Consider the following 14,255-nt stretch of genomic DNA (forward strand, 5'->3'; position numbering starts at 1 on the left):
GAGGGCTGATGGTGATGCTCTCCAGCGTTGGCCGTGCCGCTCGCCGCGCCTAGTCCACGTTCGCTACCCACCCGGTCTAGATTCTGGACCGCGCGGGTGCGACCGGCCAGGATCGGTCAGTCCTCCCAGGGAGCGTGGTCGTCCATCTTGTCGTAGTACTTGGCCAGGTGGCTCTTCACCCGGTCGACGTCCTTGCCGGGCAGGTCCACGCCACCGCGCGCCCCCTGCATGATCCCGCCCGCGGACATCACGCCGCGCGGCACCGCCTTCAGCCTGCCGTCGACGACGTCGGCGATCAGCAGCTTGTACGCCGTGAAGTTGTCCTTGTTGTCGGCGTCGTACCAGACATGGGCGTCGCGGTACTTCACGTTCGGCTCGTCCTCGGCGCCGGCCCAGCGTCGTACCCGCTTGTCGGCGGCGTCTCCGTCCCACTCGCGCTCGCGGTCGGCCAGCGGCAGGTCCTGGAATGTGGTGACAGCCATGGCTCACCTCCACGGTCTCGGACTGTCGAGAGAATTTCGGTACCCGGCCCCTGGGATGATCAGACGTGCCCTGGTCGACCACGTGCGACGTCCATGAGTTCACCGCGGCCGCGGGGGAGTTCCTGGCCTCGGCGCCGGTCGAGCACAGTCCGCTGCTGACCGAGGCCGACTACCTGAGCCGGCGCCCCGAGCCGGACGCCGACCAGGGCTACGGGTGGTGGACCGACGACGCCGGCGCCGTGGCCGGCGCCTTCCTCCGCGCTCCGCGGCACCCGCCCGTGCTCACCCCGCTGCCGGAGGACGCGGTCCACGAGCTGGTCACCGTGCTGCCGGTCGACGACGGCGTCGGCTGCGACGTCACCAGCGTCGACGCGGTGCTGGCGGCGTGGGAGCACAGAGGTACGCCGCTCGGCCCGCGGCACCGGCTGGTCGTCCACCGGCTCGGGACCTTCCGGCCACCCCCTGCGGAGGGCCGGTCGCGGATCGCCGAGGAGGCGGACGGCCCGCTGCTCGACAGCTGGTACGACGCGCTGATGGCCGCGAACCCGGGCGACCCGAGCGATCGGGCGTACGTCGTCGCCGACCCGCTCGCGGACCGACGGATCGTGCTCTGGGAGATCGAAGGCGAGCCGGTGGCGATGGCGGGCCGGACGCGTGTGATCACCGGCATGACGCGGGTGGGCGCGGTGTTCGCGCCGTCGGGCGACCCACGGGTCGAGACCGCCCTGCTCGGCGCCGCGACGGCAGCAGCGGCGCAGCTCGCGGACGACGTGCTGGTGCTGGCTCCGAGGAGCGACCGGGACGGTGTCGCGCGCTTGGCCGGGCTCGGCTACCGCGCCGTCCGCGAGCGCGTGCTCCTCGCGCCGCTGAAGGGCTGAGTATTGGCTCTTTTGTGACTGATCCATGGGCCGGCTTCTTCGCAATCGGGCGGCCGCGCAGTAGCCGACCGTCGCTGGCACCCGCCGCTCGGGGTGGTTCCTCGGTGCTCGGTCCGCTTACCGGGCGCTGTGACCAGCAACAACGCCGAGGGAGCGGACTCAACACCCTGGAAGTGCCTGGTCCGGCGACTACCAGGGCGCGGTGGCCACTACCGAGGTGGTCGACCGCCCGGACAGTGACAACACCACCGCGGTAGTCGCTCGCGGGGCGTCGACCGCCGTCCGCAACCGTTCGCTCTGGCCGGTGGCGGTGCCGCCCTCGCGCTCAGCGCAGGACGACCCACCACAGGCCGGCGGCAACCGGGATCAGGGCAGTGAGCATCCACCAGGTGGCCAACGGCTTCTTGTTGATCGCCCGCACCGCTGCGATGCCGACGACGTAGAAGGCGGCGCCGAGCAGGATCAGCCCGAGCTGGGCGTCGAGCCGGTCCTCGTCCACGGCGTCGGCGGCCAGGATCAGGCCGACCGTCAGGTGGATGAGCGTCGTGATGATCAGCACCGAGATCACCCGGCGCTGGACCCGGTGCAGCCGCTCCAGGTCCTTCGGGTCGGCGACCTTCCGCGGCGCGTCGGGGTCCATCAGGTGCCGACGGCGGGGCGCGGGGGACTGCTGGCTCACAGGTCGGACTGTATCGATCAGGAAACTCGGTGGCGCTCGCGCAGGCGCCGATGGATGCTTGCGCGTTATGGACATCACACGGTTCGGCCCCGACGACGCGGCCGCGCTGCAGGCCTGGGTCGACATCTCCAACGCGGTGCAGCACGCGGACGCGCCCTGGGAGCACGGCACGACCCTGCTGCGGACCGAGGCCCGGTTCCGCCACGGATGGGACGGCGAGCCGGCGGTGCCGTACCTCGCTCGCGTCGATGGCACCGTCGTCGGTGGCGGCTCCCTCTCGATCAGCGAGTACGACAACCTCCACCTCGCGTGGTTCGACGTGATGGTCCACCCCGACCACCGGCGCCAGGGTTACGGCTCGGCGATCCTGTCCTTCCTCGAGGACGAGGCCAGGAGCCTCGGCCGGACGAGCGCCGGCATCGGCGGCTGGGAGTCCGACGCGACCCGCGGGTTCGCCCAGCGGCACGGCTACGAGAAGAAGCACCAGGCCATCAACCGCCGGCAGTACCTCGCCGACGTTGACCGGACCGAGCTCGACAAGCGGTACGACGAGGCGCTCCCGTACGCCGCGGACTACGTGCTCGAGCGGCTCCGGCTCCCCACGCCCGACGACCAGCTCGACGAGATGGCGGAGATGACGTCCGCCATCAACGACGCCCCGACCGACGACCTCGACATCGAGGACGAGGTGTTCAACGCCGAGCGGATCAAGGGGTACGAGGCGGCGTGCGAGGCCCGCAAGGAACGCGCCTACCGGGTGGTGGCACGCCACGTGCCGACCGGACAGCTCGCGGGCCAGACCGTGGTGGTGGTGGAGTCCGAGCGCCCGACGCTCGGCGACCAGCACGACACATCGGTGGTCGGCTCCCACCGTGGCCACCGGCTGGGTCTGCTGCTCAAGGTCGACATGCTGCGCTGGCTGGCCGAGGCCGAGCCCCAGGTCGAGATGGTCGACACCTTCAACGCCGAGTCGAACGACCACATGATCGGGGTCAACGAAGCCCTCGGCTACCGGATCATGGGTCGCGAGCTGGCCTTCCAGAAGTCGCTCTAGACGACTCCGCGCGCGGCGACGGCGAAGTAGCCTGAGCCGGTGACCGCGATCCAGCCGAGCGTCAAGCAGCAGGTGCGGTTCTGCCGCGCCGACGACGGCGTCCGGCTGGCCTGGGCGCGCCACGGCTCGGGTCCGCCGCTGGTGATCGCTGCCTGCTGGCTCAGTCACCTGCAGCACGACTGGCAGAGTCCGGTCTGGCGGCACTTCCTGGACGACCTCGGGCAGGTCGCGACCGTCTATCGGTACGACGAACGGGGCTTCGGCCTGTCGGACTGGGACGTCGACGACTTCTCGATCGAGCGGCGGCTGAAGGACCTCGAGACGCTCGTGGACGCCGCCGGCCTGGATCGGTTCGTGATGATGGGGATGTCGGGCCAGGCACCGGTCGCGCTGGCCTACGCGGCCAAGCATCCGGACCGCGTGACGCAGCTGATCGCCTACGGAGCGTCCGCAGGTGGGGCGCTCGGCGGCGACGACCCGGAGTCCGACGCTGCCTTCAACGCGATGATCCGGGCAGGATGGGCGCGGCCGGACCACCTGTTCCGACGCGTGTTCACCACGACGTTCATCCCGGGCGCGACGGAGGAGCAGATGCGCTGGATGGACGAGCTGATGCGCACGTCGACCAGCACCGAGAACGCGCTCGCGAGCCGGACGGCTCGCCGCGACACCGACGTCACCGAGCTCCTGCCGCAGATCACCGCACCGACCCTGGTGCTCGTCGCGCGGAACGACCACTCGATGCGTCCCGACGAAGGCGCCGAGATGGCCGCGGCGATCCCGGACTCCCGGCTGGTCGTGATGGAGTCCGAGAACCACATCCTGTTGGCCGACGAGCCCGCCTGGGAGGTCTTCGTCGAGGAGATCGCCTCCTTCCTCGCCGAGGGCCAGGTGACGCCCCCGGTGACCAACCTCTCCGAGCGCGAACGGCAGATCCTGCTGCTGGCCGCCGAGGGGCTCGACAACACCGAGATCGCGGATCGGCTGACGCTCAGTGTGCGCACGGTCGAGCGGCACTTCCAGAACGTCTACCTCAAGCTCGGCCTGTCCGGCCGCACCGCCCGCGCCGCCGCGGTCGCGCGGGTCCTCGCCTGACGCACTACGCGTCAGCCGCCATCCGGGCGTCGGAGCATGCCCGGTGCTACGCGTCAGCGCCGATGAGCGCGACGCGCGCGCAGACCTAGCGTCGTCTTCACGGCGACACCGCCGCACCTACGAGATGGAGACAGTCATGTCGAACAAGGCAGTCGTCAGTCTGGCCACCGGCCTCGAGGACCCCGAGAAGGTCACGGTGGCGTTCCTCGTCGCGGTCGGCGCGGCCGAGCAGGGCCGCCCCACCCTGATGTTCCTCACCAAGGAGGCCGTGCGGCTCGCCGTACCCGGTGTCGCCGTCGGTACGGCGTGCGACGGCTGCCCGTCGCTGCCCGAGCTGTTCGAGCGGTTCATCGCCGCCGGCGGCACCTACCTGGTCTGCCCGCTGTGCTTCAACGCCAAGGCGCTCGACCCGGAGAACCTGATCAAGGGCGCCGAGATCGGCGGCACCATCCCGATGTGGCAATGGATCGGCGACGAGGGCGCGACCAGCTTCAGCTACTGAGTCCTGGAGGAATGATGATCACGAACCTCTGCAGGTCCCTTGCGGGCCAGGGCGTCGGCCTGCTCGCCCTGTTCCTCGTGCTGACCAGCGGTACGGCGTACGCGCTCGCCGAGTCGAACACGGTCTTCGGCGACGACATCGTCGACGGCGAGGTCACCACCGCCGACGTCGCCGACGACGACACCCGGCGGGCGTTGAACGGCACCGACATCCGCAACGGCTCACTGACGGCACTGGACTTCGGGGCCGACTCCGTCACCGGCTCCAGGATCAACGAGTCGTCCCTGACGACCGTGCCGCTGGCGGCTCAGGGTGGCACCGGACGCTACGGGTTCGACGGCGCCTGCAACCCCGAGACGACCACCTGGCTGCGCTGCTCGACCGTCGTCGTGACTCTCGACAAGCCCGGCCGCATCCTGATCATCGGGCAGGTCACGGCCATGGTCGAGTCCGCCAACGAGTGGGGTTCCGGCGGGTGTCGGCTGCACGACGGCACGGAACCGATCGAGGCCTCTTGGACCTCTGTGCGCTGGGACGAGGAGGACGTCGAGGAGGGCCGCAACCACTTCACGATGACGGCCGTGACGAACGTGCTCCCAGCCGGCACGCGGGCGGTCGCCATCGACTGCCAGGACCACACCGGCGCGACCACCTACCCGTTGGCCCGCATGTCGGCCGTCACTCTCTCGGGGAGCTGATCATGAGCCAGTTGCTGCGACGTGTGGCGCGAGGGCTCGGAGCCCAGTGGGCCGGCTTCCTGACGATCTTCCTGGTCCTGTCCTTCGGCACCGCCTACGCGCTGCCAGGGTCGAACACGATCTTCAGCGACGACATCGTCGACGGACAGGTCAGCACCGCCGACGTGGCCGACGAGTCCCTCACCGGTCGCGACGCCCGGACCCTGGCCAACCGCGACATCGCGGCCGACGCCCTGACCGCCGGTCAGATCAGCGAGTCCAGCCTCGGGGCCGTCCCGGTCGCGGACCAAGCGGGATCCGGCCGCCCCGGCAGGGGAAGCTGCGACGAGTCGTCGACGTACGTCGACTGCGGCAGCATGCCGGTGGATCTTGCGAGGTCCGGGCGCGTGCTGATCATCGCCCACGTGTCGACGGAGCCGACGTTGCACGTGAACTACGTCTGGGGTCCCTGCCGCCTGGAGGTCAACGGCGCTCCCATCGAGGCTTCGCAGACCGACTTCAGGTACGACGCCGAGGGCGAGAAGACGCCGTTCGGACACACACCCGAGGGGGCCGGCCAGCACGTGACCCTGACCGCCGTCACCGACGTCTACTCGGTCAGCCGCCTCTTTCCGACACGCCGCCTGGTCGTCGGCGTGGAGTGCGCCCTTCGCGCGCCGGGCGCTAACGCCGTCGGCACTGTCCACGGCACCGTCCATCCGCAGGTCGACATCTCGGTCGTCACCCTGACCGGCGGATGAGACGTACCTCGGCCGGCAGCGTCAGCACACCTCAGTGCAGGTACGACGACGCCCGGCGCAGCTCGTCCGCGGCCCGGGTCACGATCCGGTCGACCAGCTCCTCGCAGGAGGGCAGGTCGTCGATCACGCCGACCACCTGACCGCTGGCGAGCACGCCGGCAGAGGTGTCGCCCTCGACCAGACCGGCCTTGAGCATCGTGGGGGTGTTCGCGGCCAGCGCCATCTGGCCGAGGGTGCGCCCCTGCTGCTTCTTCATGGCCCGGCCGTCCTTGGCCAGCTCCATCCAGGACATCCCGGAGTCGCGCTTGAACTCGAGGGTACGGCGCAGTGTCGGTCCCATCCGCCGCACCCCGCTGCTCTCCTCGAGCTCCTCGACGAGCGCCGTGCGCAGCATCCGGTGGGGCATCCCGTCGACCTTGGCGGTGACCACGGTGTCGGTGAGCCCGCGCTCCAGGTAGAGCTGCTTCACGGCGTCGGGGACCGCGGAGTCGGAGGTCAGCAGGAACCGGGTGCCCATGCCGACCCCGGCGGCGCCGTACGACAGTGCGGCTGCCAGGCCGCGGCCGTCGAAGAAGCCGCCCGCCGCCACGACCGGGATGTCGACGGCGTCGAGGACGGTGGGGAGGAGCAGGGTGGTCGGCACAGGGCCGGTGTGGCCGCCGCCCTCGCCGCCCTGCACCATCACCGCGTCGGCGCCCCAACCGGCGACCTTCTTGGCGTGCTTGGCGGCGCCGATCGACGGCATCACGACGATGTCGTGCTCCTTGAGCTTCGCGATCAGCTCGGGCTTCGGAGCCAGCGCGAACGAGGCGACCTTCACGCCGTACTCGATCAGGAGGTCGCAGCGGGCCGGTGCGTCGCCGGCATCGGCGCGCAGGTTGACGCCGAACGGCTGGTCGGTGCGGCCCTGGACCTCGACGATCGCCTTCTCGAGCTCCTCGATGCTCATCGTCGCGGACGCCAGGATGCCGAGGGCGCCGGCGCTGGCCGTCGCCGAGACCAGGCGCGGACCGGAGACCCAGCCCATGCCGGTCTGCACGACGGGGTGCCGGACCCCGACCAGGTCGGTGAACGGCGTTCGGATCAGCTGCTCAAGCATCCGGCACCTCCTTGAACCGCAGCCCCTTGGGATCGAGCATCTCCCGGATCAGGATCAGCTCCTCCGTGCTCGGCTCGCGCGTCGTCGGCAGGTCCGGGCCGATGGCCAGGTCGAAGCCCGTCTGCTCGACCACCTCCTCGACGGTGACTCCCGGGTGGACGCTCACCAGCCGCACCGTGTCGTCGGGTCCGTTGACGTCGAAGACCCCGAGGTTGCTGACGATCCGGTGGATGTCGTTGAAGCGCATCGCCGCGGCGCCCGCTGCCTTCGCCCGGTGCGGACCGACGCCGGAGACGATGTCGACCTGCTCCACGAAGACCCGGGGCGAGTGCCGCGGCACCCAGTAGGACGTCCTGTTGTTGACCGTGTTGCCCGGTGCGCCGCGGGAGCCCAGCAGCTGCCGCTTCGGCTGGGCGAAGTCGCCGATCGCCGAGATGTTCTGGTTGCCGTGCCGGTCGACCTGGGTCGCGCCCATCATCACGTGCCGCTTGCCGTAGGCGACGACGTCGAAGACCTTGCGGAAGGGGATCCAGCCCTCGACGACGTCGCCCTTGGCGAAGAGCGGCGGCACGCCGGCCAGGAACAGCGACTCGCCGTCGCTGATGACCAGGTCGGGGTTCGACGTGAGCTTGGCCAGCCGGACGCCGAGCATCGGCAGCAGCCCCATGGGACTGGCGAAGATCTCACCGTCGTCCTTGAAGGCGTCGGCGATGGCGGCCGCGCAGACGTCGGCCCGGGTGCCCTGCTGGGTCGTGGTGTCGCTCATGCCTGCTCCTCGTGGAACGCGCGGACGGCTTGCTGGTACGACGCCTCGTCGCCCGCGAGGAAGCGGTCGTGGAACGACTGCCAGTCCTCGTCGGAGCCGCCGGCCGCGGCGGCGTACGCCTTCTGGAACCCCTCATCGCGCTCGTAGTCGGGCGTGCAGGTCGTGAAGTGCGCGCCGTTCGGCGTCTCGACGACTCCGTCGACCATCATCCGGCTCAGCAGCAGGCGCTGGACGGGGGAGTCGACGGTGAGGCCCGCGGTGTCGATCACCTGCTCGACGCTCAGGTAGGTCTTCTTCGCCGCCATCGCGAAGAGGTCGTCGAAGTAGGGGTCGGGCCCGAGGTAGGACGCGTTGCCGTGCTCGTCGGCACGGTTGAGGTGGACCAGGGCGACGTCGAGCTCGAGGGCCGGTACGGCGACCAGCTCCTGGCCGTCGTCGTACGGGCTGGTGACCGTCTTGATCCACGGGTTGTTGACGAGTACGTCGGAGCCGAGCCCGGCCCGCATCGGGAGGAACGGGAGCCGCTGGGCGGCCGCACGCAGGCCCGTCTGGAACATGCCCTCGTCGAGCTCGACGACCTCCGGGATCGTCTTGCCCTGCCGGGCGCGCTGGAAGTTGGGCTCCAGCGGGATCGAGTCGAGGGACACGAAGGCGTAGACCAGCCGGCGGATCTTGCGCGCGCGGGCCAGCAACCCGACGTCGGCGCCGCCCCAGCTGACGATCGTCAGGTCGGTGAGGTCGGAGTTGTAGAGCGCCCGGACCAGGGCCATCGGCTTCCGCCGGGGACCCCAGCCACCGATGCCGATCGTCATCCCGCTCTCGAGGGTGCCGACGACCTCCTCGATCGTCATCCGCTTGTCCCGCGGCTTGCGGCTCACGTGGTCTCCTTGCTCTTCTCGGTGCCGGCGAAGTCGTCGCGCAGCTCGTCGCTCACACCCATCAGGTTGAGCTCGTAGGTGAAGCCCTGCTCGAACCGGTAGCTCTTGTTCACGTCGATCGGGTCGATGCCGTTGAGCGCAGCCTTGGCGGCGCGGATGACGCGGCCGTCCTTGGCGGCGATCTCGCCGGCGACGTTCAGCGCGGCGTCGTCGAGCTGGTCGCGCGGGACCACCTCGAGCACCGAGCCGAACTGGACGAGGTCCGCGGCCTTGATCGTCCGCGCGGTGAAGTACAGCGTCCGCATCATGTGCTGCGGGACCAACCGCGCCATGTGGGTCGCCGCGCCGAGCGCGCCCTGGTTGACCTCGGGAACGCCGAAGTAGGCGTCGTCGCTGGCGACGATGCAGTCCGCGTTGCCGACCAGCCCCACGCCACCGCCGACGCAGAAGCCGTTGACTGCAGCGACGACCGGTACCGCGCACTCGTAGACCGCCTTGAACGCCGCGTAGCAGCCACGGTTGGCGCCGAGGAGCGCGTCGAAACCGGTGGTGTTCTGCATCTCCTTGATGTCGACGCCGGCGTTGAATCCCTTGCCCTCGGCGCGGAGCACGACGACCTTCGTCGCCAGGTCGCGGCCCGCCTCTTCGAGCGCCGCCGCCACGTCGAACCAGCCCTGCACGGTGAGGGCGTTGACCGGGGGAGCGTTCATGGTGACGACGCGGATCCCGTCCTCGCGCAGCTCGCTGGTGACTGTCATGGGTGCACTGTACCAAGCAAATGCTTGGTAGGGTGCCGGCATGGCACTTGCGATCGACCTGTCGGACCGGGTCGCCCTCGTCACCGGCGGCAGCCGCGGCATCGGCCGCGGGATCGCCGAGGTCCTCCTCGAGGCGGGGGCGACGGTCGTGACCTGCGGTCGCTCGGAGGCCGAGCCGCCCGGAGGAGCCACCCACGTGACGTGCGACGTGCGCGACCCCGACGCGGTGCGGGGGATGGTCGAAGGTGTGGTGGCCCGGCACGGTCGCCTCGACGTACTCGTGAACAACGCGGGGGGAGCGCCGTACGCCCTGTCGGCCGACGCCTCGCCGCGCTTCCACGACAAGATCGTGGGTCTCAACCTGATGGCCACGCTGACCTGCGCCCAGGCCGCCAACGCGGTGATGCAGCAGCAGGAGGGTGGCGGCGCGATCGTCAACATCTCGTCCGTCTCCGGCGTACGACCGTCGCCCGGCACGGCGGCGTACGGCGCTGCGAAGGCCGGTGTCGACTCGCTGACGGGGTCACTCGCCCAGGAGTGGGGCCCGCGGGTCCGGGTCAACGCGGTCGACGTCGGCCTGGTCCGCACGGCGGACACCGCCGACCACTACGGCGGCGACGCGACCGTCGCGGAGATCGAGCGCACCATCCCGCTCGGCCGGATGGCCGACGTCGCCGAGATCGGACGGGTGGTCGCGTTCCTGGCGAGCGACCTCGCGTCGTACGTCTCCGGCGCGAGCGTCGCCTGCCACGGTGGTGGCGAGCAGCCGGTCTTCTTGTACATCGCGCAGCAATCGAACGGAGAAGCACTGTGAGTCGTCTGTTGGAGGGTCGGGTCGCGATCGTGACCGGAGCGGGACGCGGGATCGGCCGCGCCCATGCGCTGGAGCTGGCGCGGCACGGGGCCAAGGTCGTCGTGAACGACTACGGCGTCTCGCTCGCCGGTGAGGACACCGGCGAGTCGCCCGCGCACCAGGTCGTCGCCGAGATCGAGGCGATGGGCGGCGAAGCCGTCGTCAACGGCGCCGACGTCGCAGACTTCGACGCGGCGGCGGCGATGGTGCAGCAGGCCATCGAGACGTACGGCGGGCTCGACATCCTGGTCAACAACGCCGGCTTCGTCCGCGACCGGATGCTCGTCAACACCTCGGAGGAGGAGTGGGACTCGGTGATCCGGGTCCACCTCAAGGGCCACTTCGCGCCGCTGCGTCACGCCGGTGCGTACTGGCGGGCCGAGTCCAAGGAGGGGCGCCAGCGGGCGGCCCGGGTGATCAACACGTCCTCGGGCGCCGGGCTCCAGGGGTCGATCGGCCAGGGGACCTACTCCGCTGCCAAGGCCGGCATCGCGGGGCTGACGCTGGTCGCGGCCGCCGAGATGAGCCGCTACGGCGTCACGGTCAACGCGATCGCGCCGGTCGCGAAGACGCGGATGACCGAGGGCGCGTTCGACACCTCGGCCATGGCGCTGCCCGAGGACAACTCGCCGATCGTGGCGTGGCTGGCCTCCGAGGAAGCGGGCGACGTCACCGGACGGGTCATCGAGATCGACGGCGGCAAGGTCACGGTCGAGACCGGCTGGGCGCACGGTCCGGCACAGGATCTCGGCCGGCGGTGGGAAGCGACCGAGGTCGGTACGGCGCTGCGCGGGCTGCTCGCGAAGGCCCCGACCCCGGAGCCGGTCTACGGCGCGTGAGCGTTTGCGCCCCGCCCGCCTGGTGAATCATCACCAGATGCATGGGAGGGTCGCCGTCCTGGCGGGGCTGGTCGCTGTGCTCGTGGTCGGGATGATCGTCGTCCTCACCTGGGGTGGGGACGATGCGGAGGACCCGGAGGAGACCGCGCGGCCGGCGTTCGCCGTACTCAAGCCCAAGGACGCGGCTCTGGCTGTCGAGGGCGACGACGGCGACTTCGAGGTCGTCCACGAGATCACGCCGAGCGAGGGCGAGGGCGCGGAAGCGATCCTTCCCGACGGACGGCTCGTGGTGGTCCGGTCCGAGCAGGAGGATCTGGAGACGTACCACTACCTCGACCTCGTCGACCCGTCGTCCGGCGAGCGCGAGGAGGTGCCCGCGCCCTGGCGCGATGCGGCTCCCGGGACCTATCCGGCGGTCACCGTGCTCGACGACGACCGGCTCATGGTCGCGTGGAGCGACTCCGAGCGGGGTGACTCCGAGGATTGGGTGATGGTGCTCGACCTCGACACCGGTGAGCACGAGGAGTTCACCCGTCCGGCGGTTTCGCTGGACCGCGGCGTGAAGGTCCTCAGCTATCCGGAGCCGGGCGGGGACGGCCGCTACTACTTCCAGACCGGGCGGCAGCTGTGCGGCGACGGGGAGTGCTTCACGCCGAGGCGAGGCGTGCTGTGGTCGTTCGTGCCCGGGGACGACGACGCGCGGCGGGAGATGGAGGGCGTCGTCGAGTTCGCGGTCGCCGGCGACCTGTTGGCGTGGGTTCCGGAGTCGCCGAACTCGACGATCAAGGTTCGCGATCTCGTCACGGGTGACGAGCGCGGCTACACCCTTCGAGGGTCCTGCACCATCGGAGGTCTGATCGCCTCGGCCACCCTCGTCGTCCTGGCGTGTCCGAACTCGCAACGCCACGTCGTGATCGACGCCGAGGCGCGACCGGTCGTCGACCTCCGGCTGAGCTACGAGTACCCGTCCGTCGGCGACCGCTGGATCATGGTGAGCCCGTTCGCCTACGACACGCAGACCGGACGGCTGCTACGCCTGTTCGACCGGACGGGCGCGGACTCCACCCGGGAGCTCGGGGGAGACCTCGCCGTCGTTCGGCTCGGACCCGCGGACTCCGGCTACTCGGGAAACGCGGATCGGTCCGACCGCTGGGCGATCGTGCGGTTGAGCGACCGGAGGACGTGGTCGGCGACATCGTCCGACCGCCTGCGCCGTACACCTGCTGGGACGGCCGCCGGGCCTTCTTCATCGAGAAGTGCGGCTACCCGAGGGGGACGCTGAGGGCATGTCCTGGATGTTCCCCGACTCGACGGCTGACGGCTGCGACGCGGTCGACCCGGGCGGTCGTCGTACGCGCGAGATCTGGTGCCGGGACGTCGAGGTCGCCGGCCGCACCGTAGACCTGCACTTCTCGGACTGGAAGGGGCCCCGCGATGTCGACAGTCACTACGCGGGGGATCGGATCGGTCCGCTGCCCGATCCCTTCGTCGAGGCGCGCGCCTTCGAGGTCCGGTCCGCACGCGGAGCCAAGGGCGTGCTCCGCTACTTCGGCTATCGCGTCGACGACTGGTCGGTGTCGGTCTATGCCGAGTCCCGCGAGGACCTGATCGCCGCCATCGCGGGCCTCCAGATCAGACCCGGCGCCGACTGGCGCGCCACCCAGCGCCAGGAGTAGGTCAGATCCGCTCGAGGACGGTCCCGGTGGCCATCGCCCCGCCGGCGCACATCGAGATGAGCGCGGTGGACTGGTCGCGCCGCTCGAGCTCGTGGAGCGCCGTGGTGATCAGCCGTACGCCCGTCGCCCCGACCGGATGACCGAGGGCGATCGCACCGCCGTTGACGTTGACCAGGTCCAGGTCGACGTTGTGGACGCCGGCCCAGGACAGGACGACGGAGGCGAACGCCTCGTTGACTTCGAAGAGGTCGAAGTCGCTGATCGCCATGCCGGTCTTCTCGAGCACGCGATTGGTCGCGTCGACGGGACCGTCGAGGTGGAAGTAGGGGTCGGAGCCGACCAGGCAGTGGTACTTGATCCGAGCGCGGGGCTTGAGACCGAGCGCCCGGGCCCGGTCCTCGTCCATGATCACGAGCGCGGCGGCGCCGTCGGAGATCTGGGACGAGGTGCCCGCGGTGTGGAGGCCGTCGGGGAGCACTGACTTGAGGCCGGCGAGGCCCTCGAGCGTGGTCTCGCGCAGACCCTGGTCCGTGTCGACAAGTCGCGTCTCGCCGGTCGGGTTGCCTTCGTCGTCCAGCACGGGCGCCTCGACCGGCGCGATCTCGCGCTTGAACCGTCCCTCGTCGACCGCGACCCGCGCCTTCTGCTGGGAAGCGAGGCCGAAGGCCTCCAGGTCGGCCCGGGTGATGCCGCGGTTCTTCGCGATCCGGTCGGCCCCCTCGAACTGGTTGGGCATGTCGATGGCCCAGTCGTCGGGCCGGGGGTCGCCGAGCCCGGGCGGGACGTTGCCGCCGAGGGGGATCCGGGACATCGCCTCGACGCCGCAGGCGACGCCGGCGTCGATGCTTCCGGAGGCGACCATGTCGTGGACCAGGTGGGCCGCCTGCTGGCCGGAGCCGCACTGGGCGTCGATGACGGTGCCGCCGGTGTGCTGGGGGAGCCCTTGGTAGAGCCACGCGCGGCGCACCATGTCGTTGGACTGCTCGCCGGCCTGGGTCACGCAGCCGCCGACGACCTGCTCGACCAGCATCGGGTCGACGCCGGCACGGCGGAGCGCCTCCTCCTGCACGAACCCGAGCAGCTGCGCCGGGTGCAGCCCGGCGAGCCAGCCCTTGCGCTTCCCGAGAGGTGTGCGGACGGCATCGATGATCACGGGGTTGCCCATGGGACCAAAGTAGAACACGTTCTCGTTGTTGCCAAGAACCCGACACGAAACCCTTTCGTATTTGCCCGATGGTCTGTAGTCTCCGTTAGAACG

At 70.4% G+C, this 14,255-nt stretch carries 17 protein-coding genes; 10 read left to right on the forward strand and 7 right to left on the reverse strand.

Translation table 11 applies throughout. The features are described from left to right. Positions 1 to 116: 116 nt before the first annotated feature. Positions 117 to 482, reverse strand: a complete 366-nt coding sequence (locus D0Z08_RS25970) for a hypothetical protein (protein WP_118928191.1) — start codon at positions 480 to 482, stop codon at positions 117 to 119. A 65-nt stretch (positions 483 to 547) separates the two neighbouring features. On the opposite strand from D0Z08_RS25970, the gene D0Z08_RS25975 reads away from it, so the two are divergent. Continuing rightward, positions 548 to 1,360 carry a hypothetical protein gene (locus tag D0Z08_RS25975; RefSeq protein ID WP_118928192.1) on the forward strand — a complete coding sequence of 271 codons (813 nt, stop codon included), beginning with the start codon at positions 548 to 550 and terminating at the stop codon, positions 1,358 to 1,360. 325 nt (positions 1,361 to 1,685) lie between these two features. Here the strand turns inward: D0Z08_RS25975 and D0Z08_RS25980 are convergent, their stop codons facing one another. After that, entirely contained in the window at positions 1,686 to 2,039 is a 354-nt protein-coding gene (locus D0Z08_RS25980; protein ID WP_182481496.1) for a hypothetical protein, read from the reverse strand. 67 nt (positions 2,040 to 2,106) lie between these two features. Between D0Z08_RS25980 and D0Z08_RS25985 the strand changes: the two genes are divergently transcribed. The 5 genes from D0Z08_RS25985 to D0Z08_RS26005 all read left to right on the forward strand — a co-directional run bounded on the left by D0Z08_RS25985 (position 2,107) and on the right by D0Z08_RS26005 (position 6,128). After that, the gene (locus D0Z08_RS25985; protein WP_182481497.1) at positions 2,107 to 3,093 is read left to right on the forward strand and encodes a GNAT family N-acetyltransferase; all 987 of its coding nucleotides are present in this window, start codon (positions 2,107 to 2,109) and stop codon (positions 3,091 to 3,093) included. A gap of 39 nt (positions 3,094 to 3,132) precedes the next feature. Further along, positions 3,133 to 4,188, forward strand: a complete 1,056-nt coding sequence (locus D0Z08_RS33180; protein WP_118928195.1) for an alpha/beta fold hydrolase — start codon at positions 3,133 to 3,135, stop codon at positions 4,186 to 4,188. 136 nt (positions 4,189 to 4,324) lie between these two features. Further along, on the forward strand, positions 4,325 to 4,690 hold the full coding sequence (locus D0Z08_RS25995) for a DsrE family protein (protein ID WP_118928196.1): 366 nt from the start codon (positions 4,325 to 4,327) through the stop codon (positions 4,688 to 4,690). 11 nt (positions 4,691 to 4,701) lie between these two features. Then, the gene (locus D0Z08_RS26000) at positions 4,702 to 5,388 is read left to right on the forward strand and encodes a hypothetical protein (RefSeq protein ID WP_118928197.1); all 687 of its coding nucleotides are present in this window, start codon (positions 4,702 to 4,704) and stop codon (positions 5,386 to 5,388) included. A gap of 2 nt (positions 5,389 to 5,390) precedes the next feature. Continuing rightward, the gene (locus D0Z08_RS26005; protein ID WP_118928198.1) at positions 5,391 to 6,128 is read left to right on the forward strand and encodes a hypothetical protein; all 738 of its coding nucleotides are present in this window, start codon (positions 5,391 to 5,393) and stop codon (positions 6,126 to 6,128) included. A 31-nt stretch (positions 6,129 to 6,159) separates the two neighbouring features. On the opposite strand, the gene D0Z08_RS26010 is transcribed toward D0Z08_RS26005, so the two are convergent. From D0Z08_RS26010 to D0Z08_RS26025, 4 genes are read right to left on the reverse strand one after another with little or no spacing between them, the layout of a single operon-like run. Next, entirely contained in the window at positions 6,160 to 7,227 is a 1,068-nt protein-coding gene (locus D0Z08_RS26010) for an NAD(P)H-dependent flavin oxidoreductase (RefSeq protein WP_118928199.1), read from the reverse strand. Then, positions 7,220 to 7,993, reverse strand: a complete 774-nt coding sequence (locus tag D0Z08_RS26015; protein WP_118928200.1) for a CoA-transferase subunit beta — start codon at positions 7,991 to 7,993, stop codon at positions 7,220 to 7,222. The genes D0Z08_RS26010 and D0Z08_RS26015 overlap by 8 nt, the downstream gene beginning before the upstream one ends. Continuing rightward, positions 7,990 to 8,871 (reverse strand): CoA transferase subunit A, encoded by an 882-nt coding sequence (locus D0Z08_RS26020; RefSeq protein ID WP_220454352.1) that lies wholly within the window; start codon positions 8,869 to 8,871, stop codon positions 7,990 to 7,992. Before D0Z08_RS26020 ends, D0Z08_RS26015 begins: the two co-directional genes overlap by 4 nt. Further along, positions 8,868 to 9,629 (reverse strand): enoyl-CoA hydratase family protein, encoded by a 762-nt coding sequence (locus tag D0Z08_RS26025; RefSeq protein ID WP_118928201.1) that lies wholly within the window; start codon positions 9,627 to 9,629, stop codon positions 8,868 to 8,870. The genes D0Z08_RS26020 and D0Z08_RS26025 overlap by 4 nt, the downstream gene beginning before the upstream one ends. Positions 9,630 to 9,669: 40 nt before the next feature. Here D0Z08_RS26025 and D0Z08_RS26030 point away from each other — a divergent pair, with 40 nt between their 5' ends. The 4 genes from D0Z08_RS26030 to D0Z08_RS26045 are packed head-to-tail and all read left to right on the forward strand — an operon-like array spanning position 9,670 to position 12,997. Then, the gene (locus D0Z08_RS26030; protein WP_118928202.1) at positions 9,670 to 10,443 is read left to right on the forward strand and encodes an SDR family oxidoreductase; all 774 of its coding nucleotides are present in this window, start codon (positions 9,670 to 9,672) and stop codon (positions 10,441 to 10,443) included. Continuing rightward, positions 10,440 to 11,321 (forward strand): SDR family oxidoreductase, encoded by an 882-nt coding sequence (locus D0Z08_RS26035; protein WP_118928203.1) that lies wholly within the window; start codon positions 10,440 to 10,442, stop codon positions 11,319 to 11,321. Before D0Z08_RS26030 ends, D0Z08_RS26035 begins: the two co-directional genes overlap by 4 nt. 37 nt (positions 11,322 to 11,358) lie before the next feature. After that, positions 11,359 to 12,603, forward strand: a complete 1,245-nt coding sequence (locus D0Z08_RS26040) for a hypothetical protein (RefSeq protein ID WP_118928204.1) — start codon at positions 11,359 to 11,361, stop codon at positions 12,601 to 12,603. Between the two features lie 4 nt (positions 12,604 to 12,607). Then, positions 12,608 to 12,997: a hypothetical protein gene (locus tag D0Z08_RS26045; protein ID WP_118928205.1), complete on the forward strand. Its 390-nt coding sequence runs from the start codon at positions 12,608 to 12,610 to the stop codon at positions 12,995 to 12,997. A 1-nt stretch (position 12,998) separates the two neighbouring features. Here the strand turns inward: D0Z08_RS26045 and D0Z08_RS26050 are convergent, their stop codons facing one another. Continuing rightward, positions 12,999 to 14,162 (reverse strand): steroid 3-ketoacyl-CoA thiolase, encoded by a 1,164-nt coding sequence (locus D0Z08_RS26050; RefSeq protein WP_118928206.1) that lies wholly within the window; start codon positions 14,160 to 14,162, stop codon positions 12,999 to 13,001. Positions 14,163 to 14,255 lie beyond the last annotated feature (93 nt).

Source organism: Nocardioides immobilis (assembly GCF_003515065.1).
Classification (GTDB): Bacteria; Actinomycetota; Actinomycetes; order Propionibacteriales; family Nocardioidaceae; genus Nocardioides; species Nocardioides immobilis.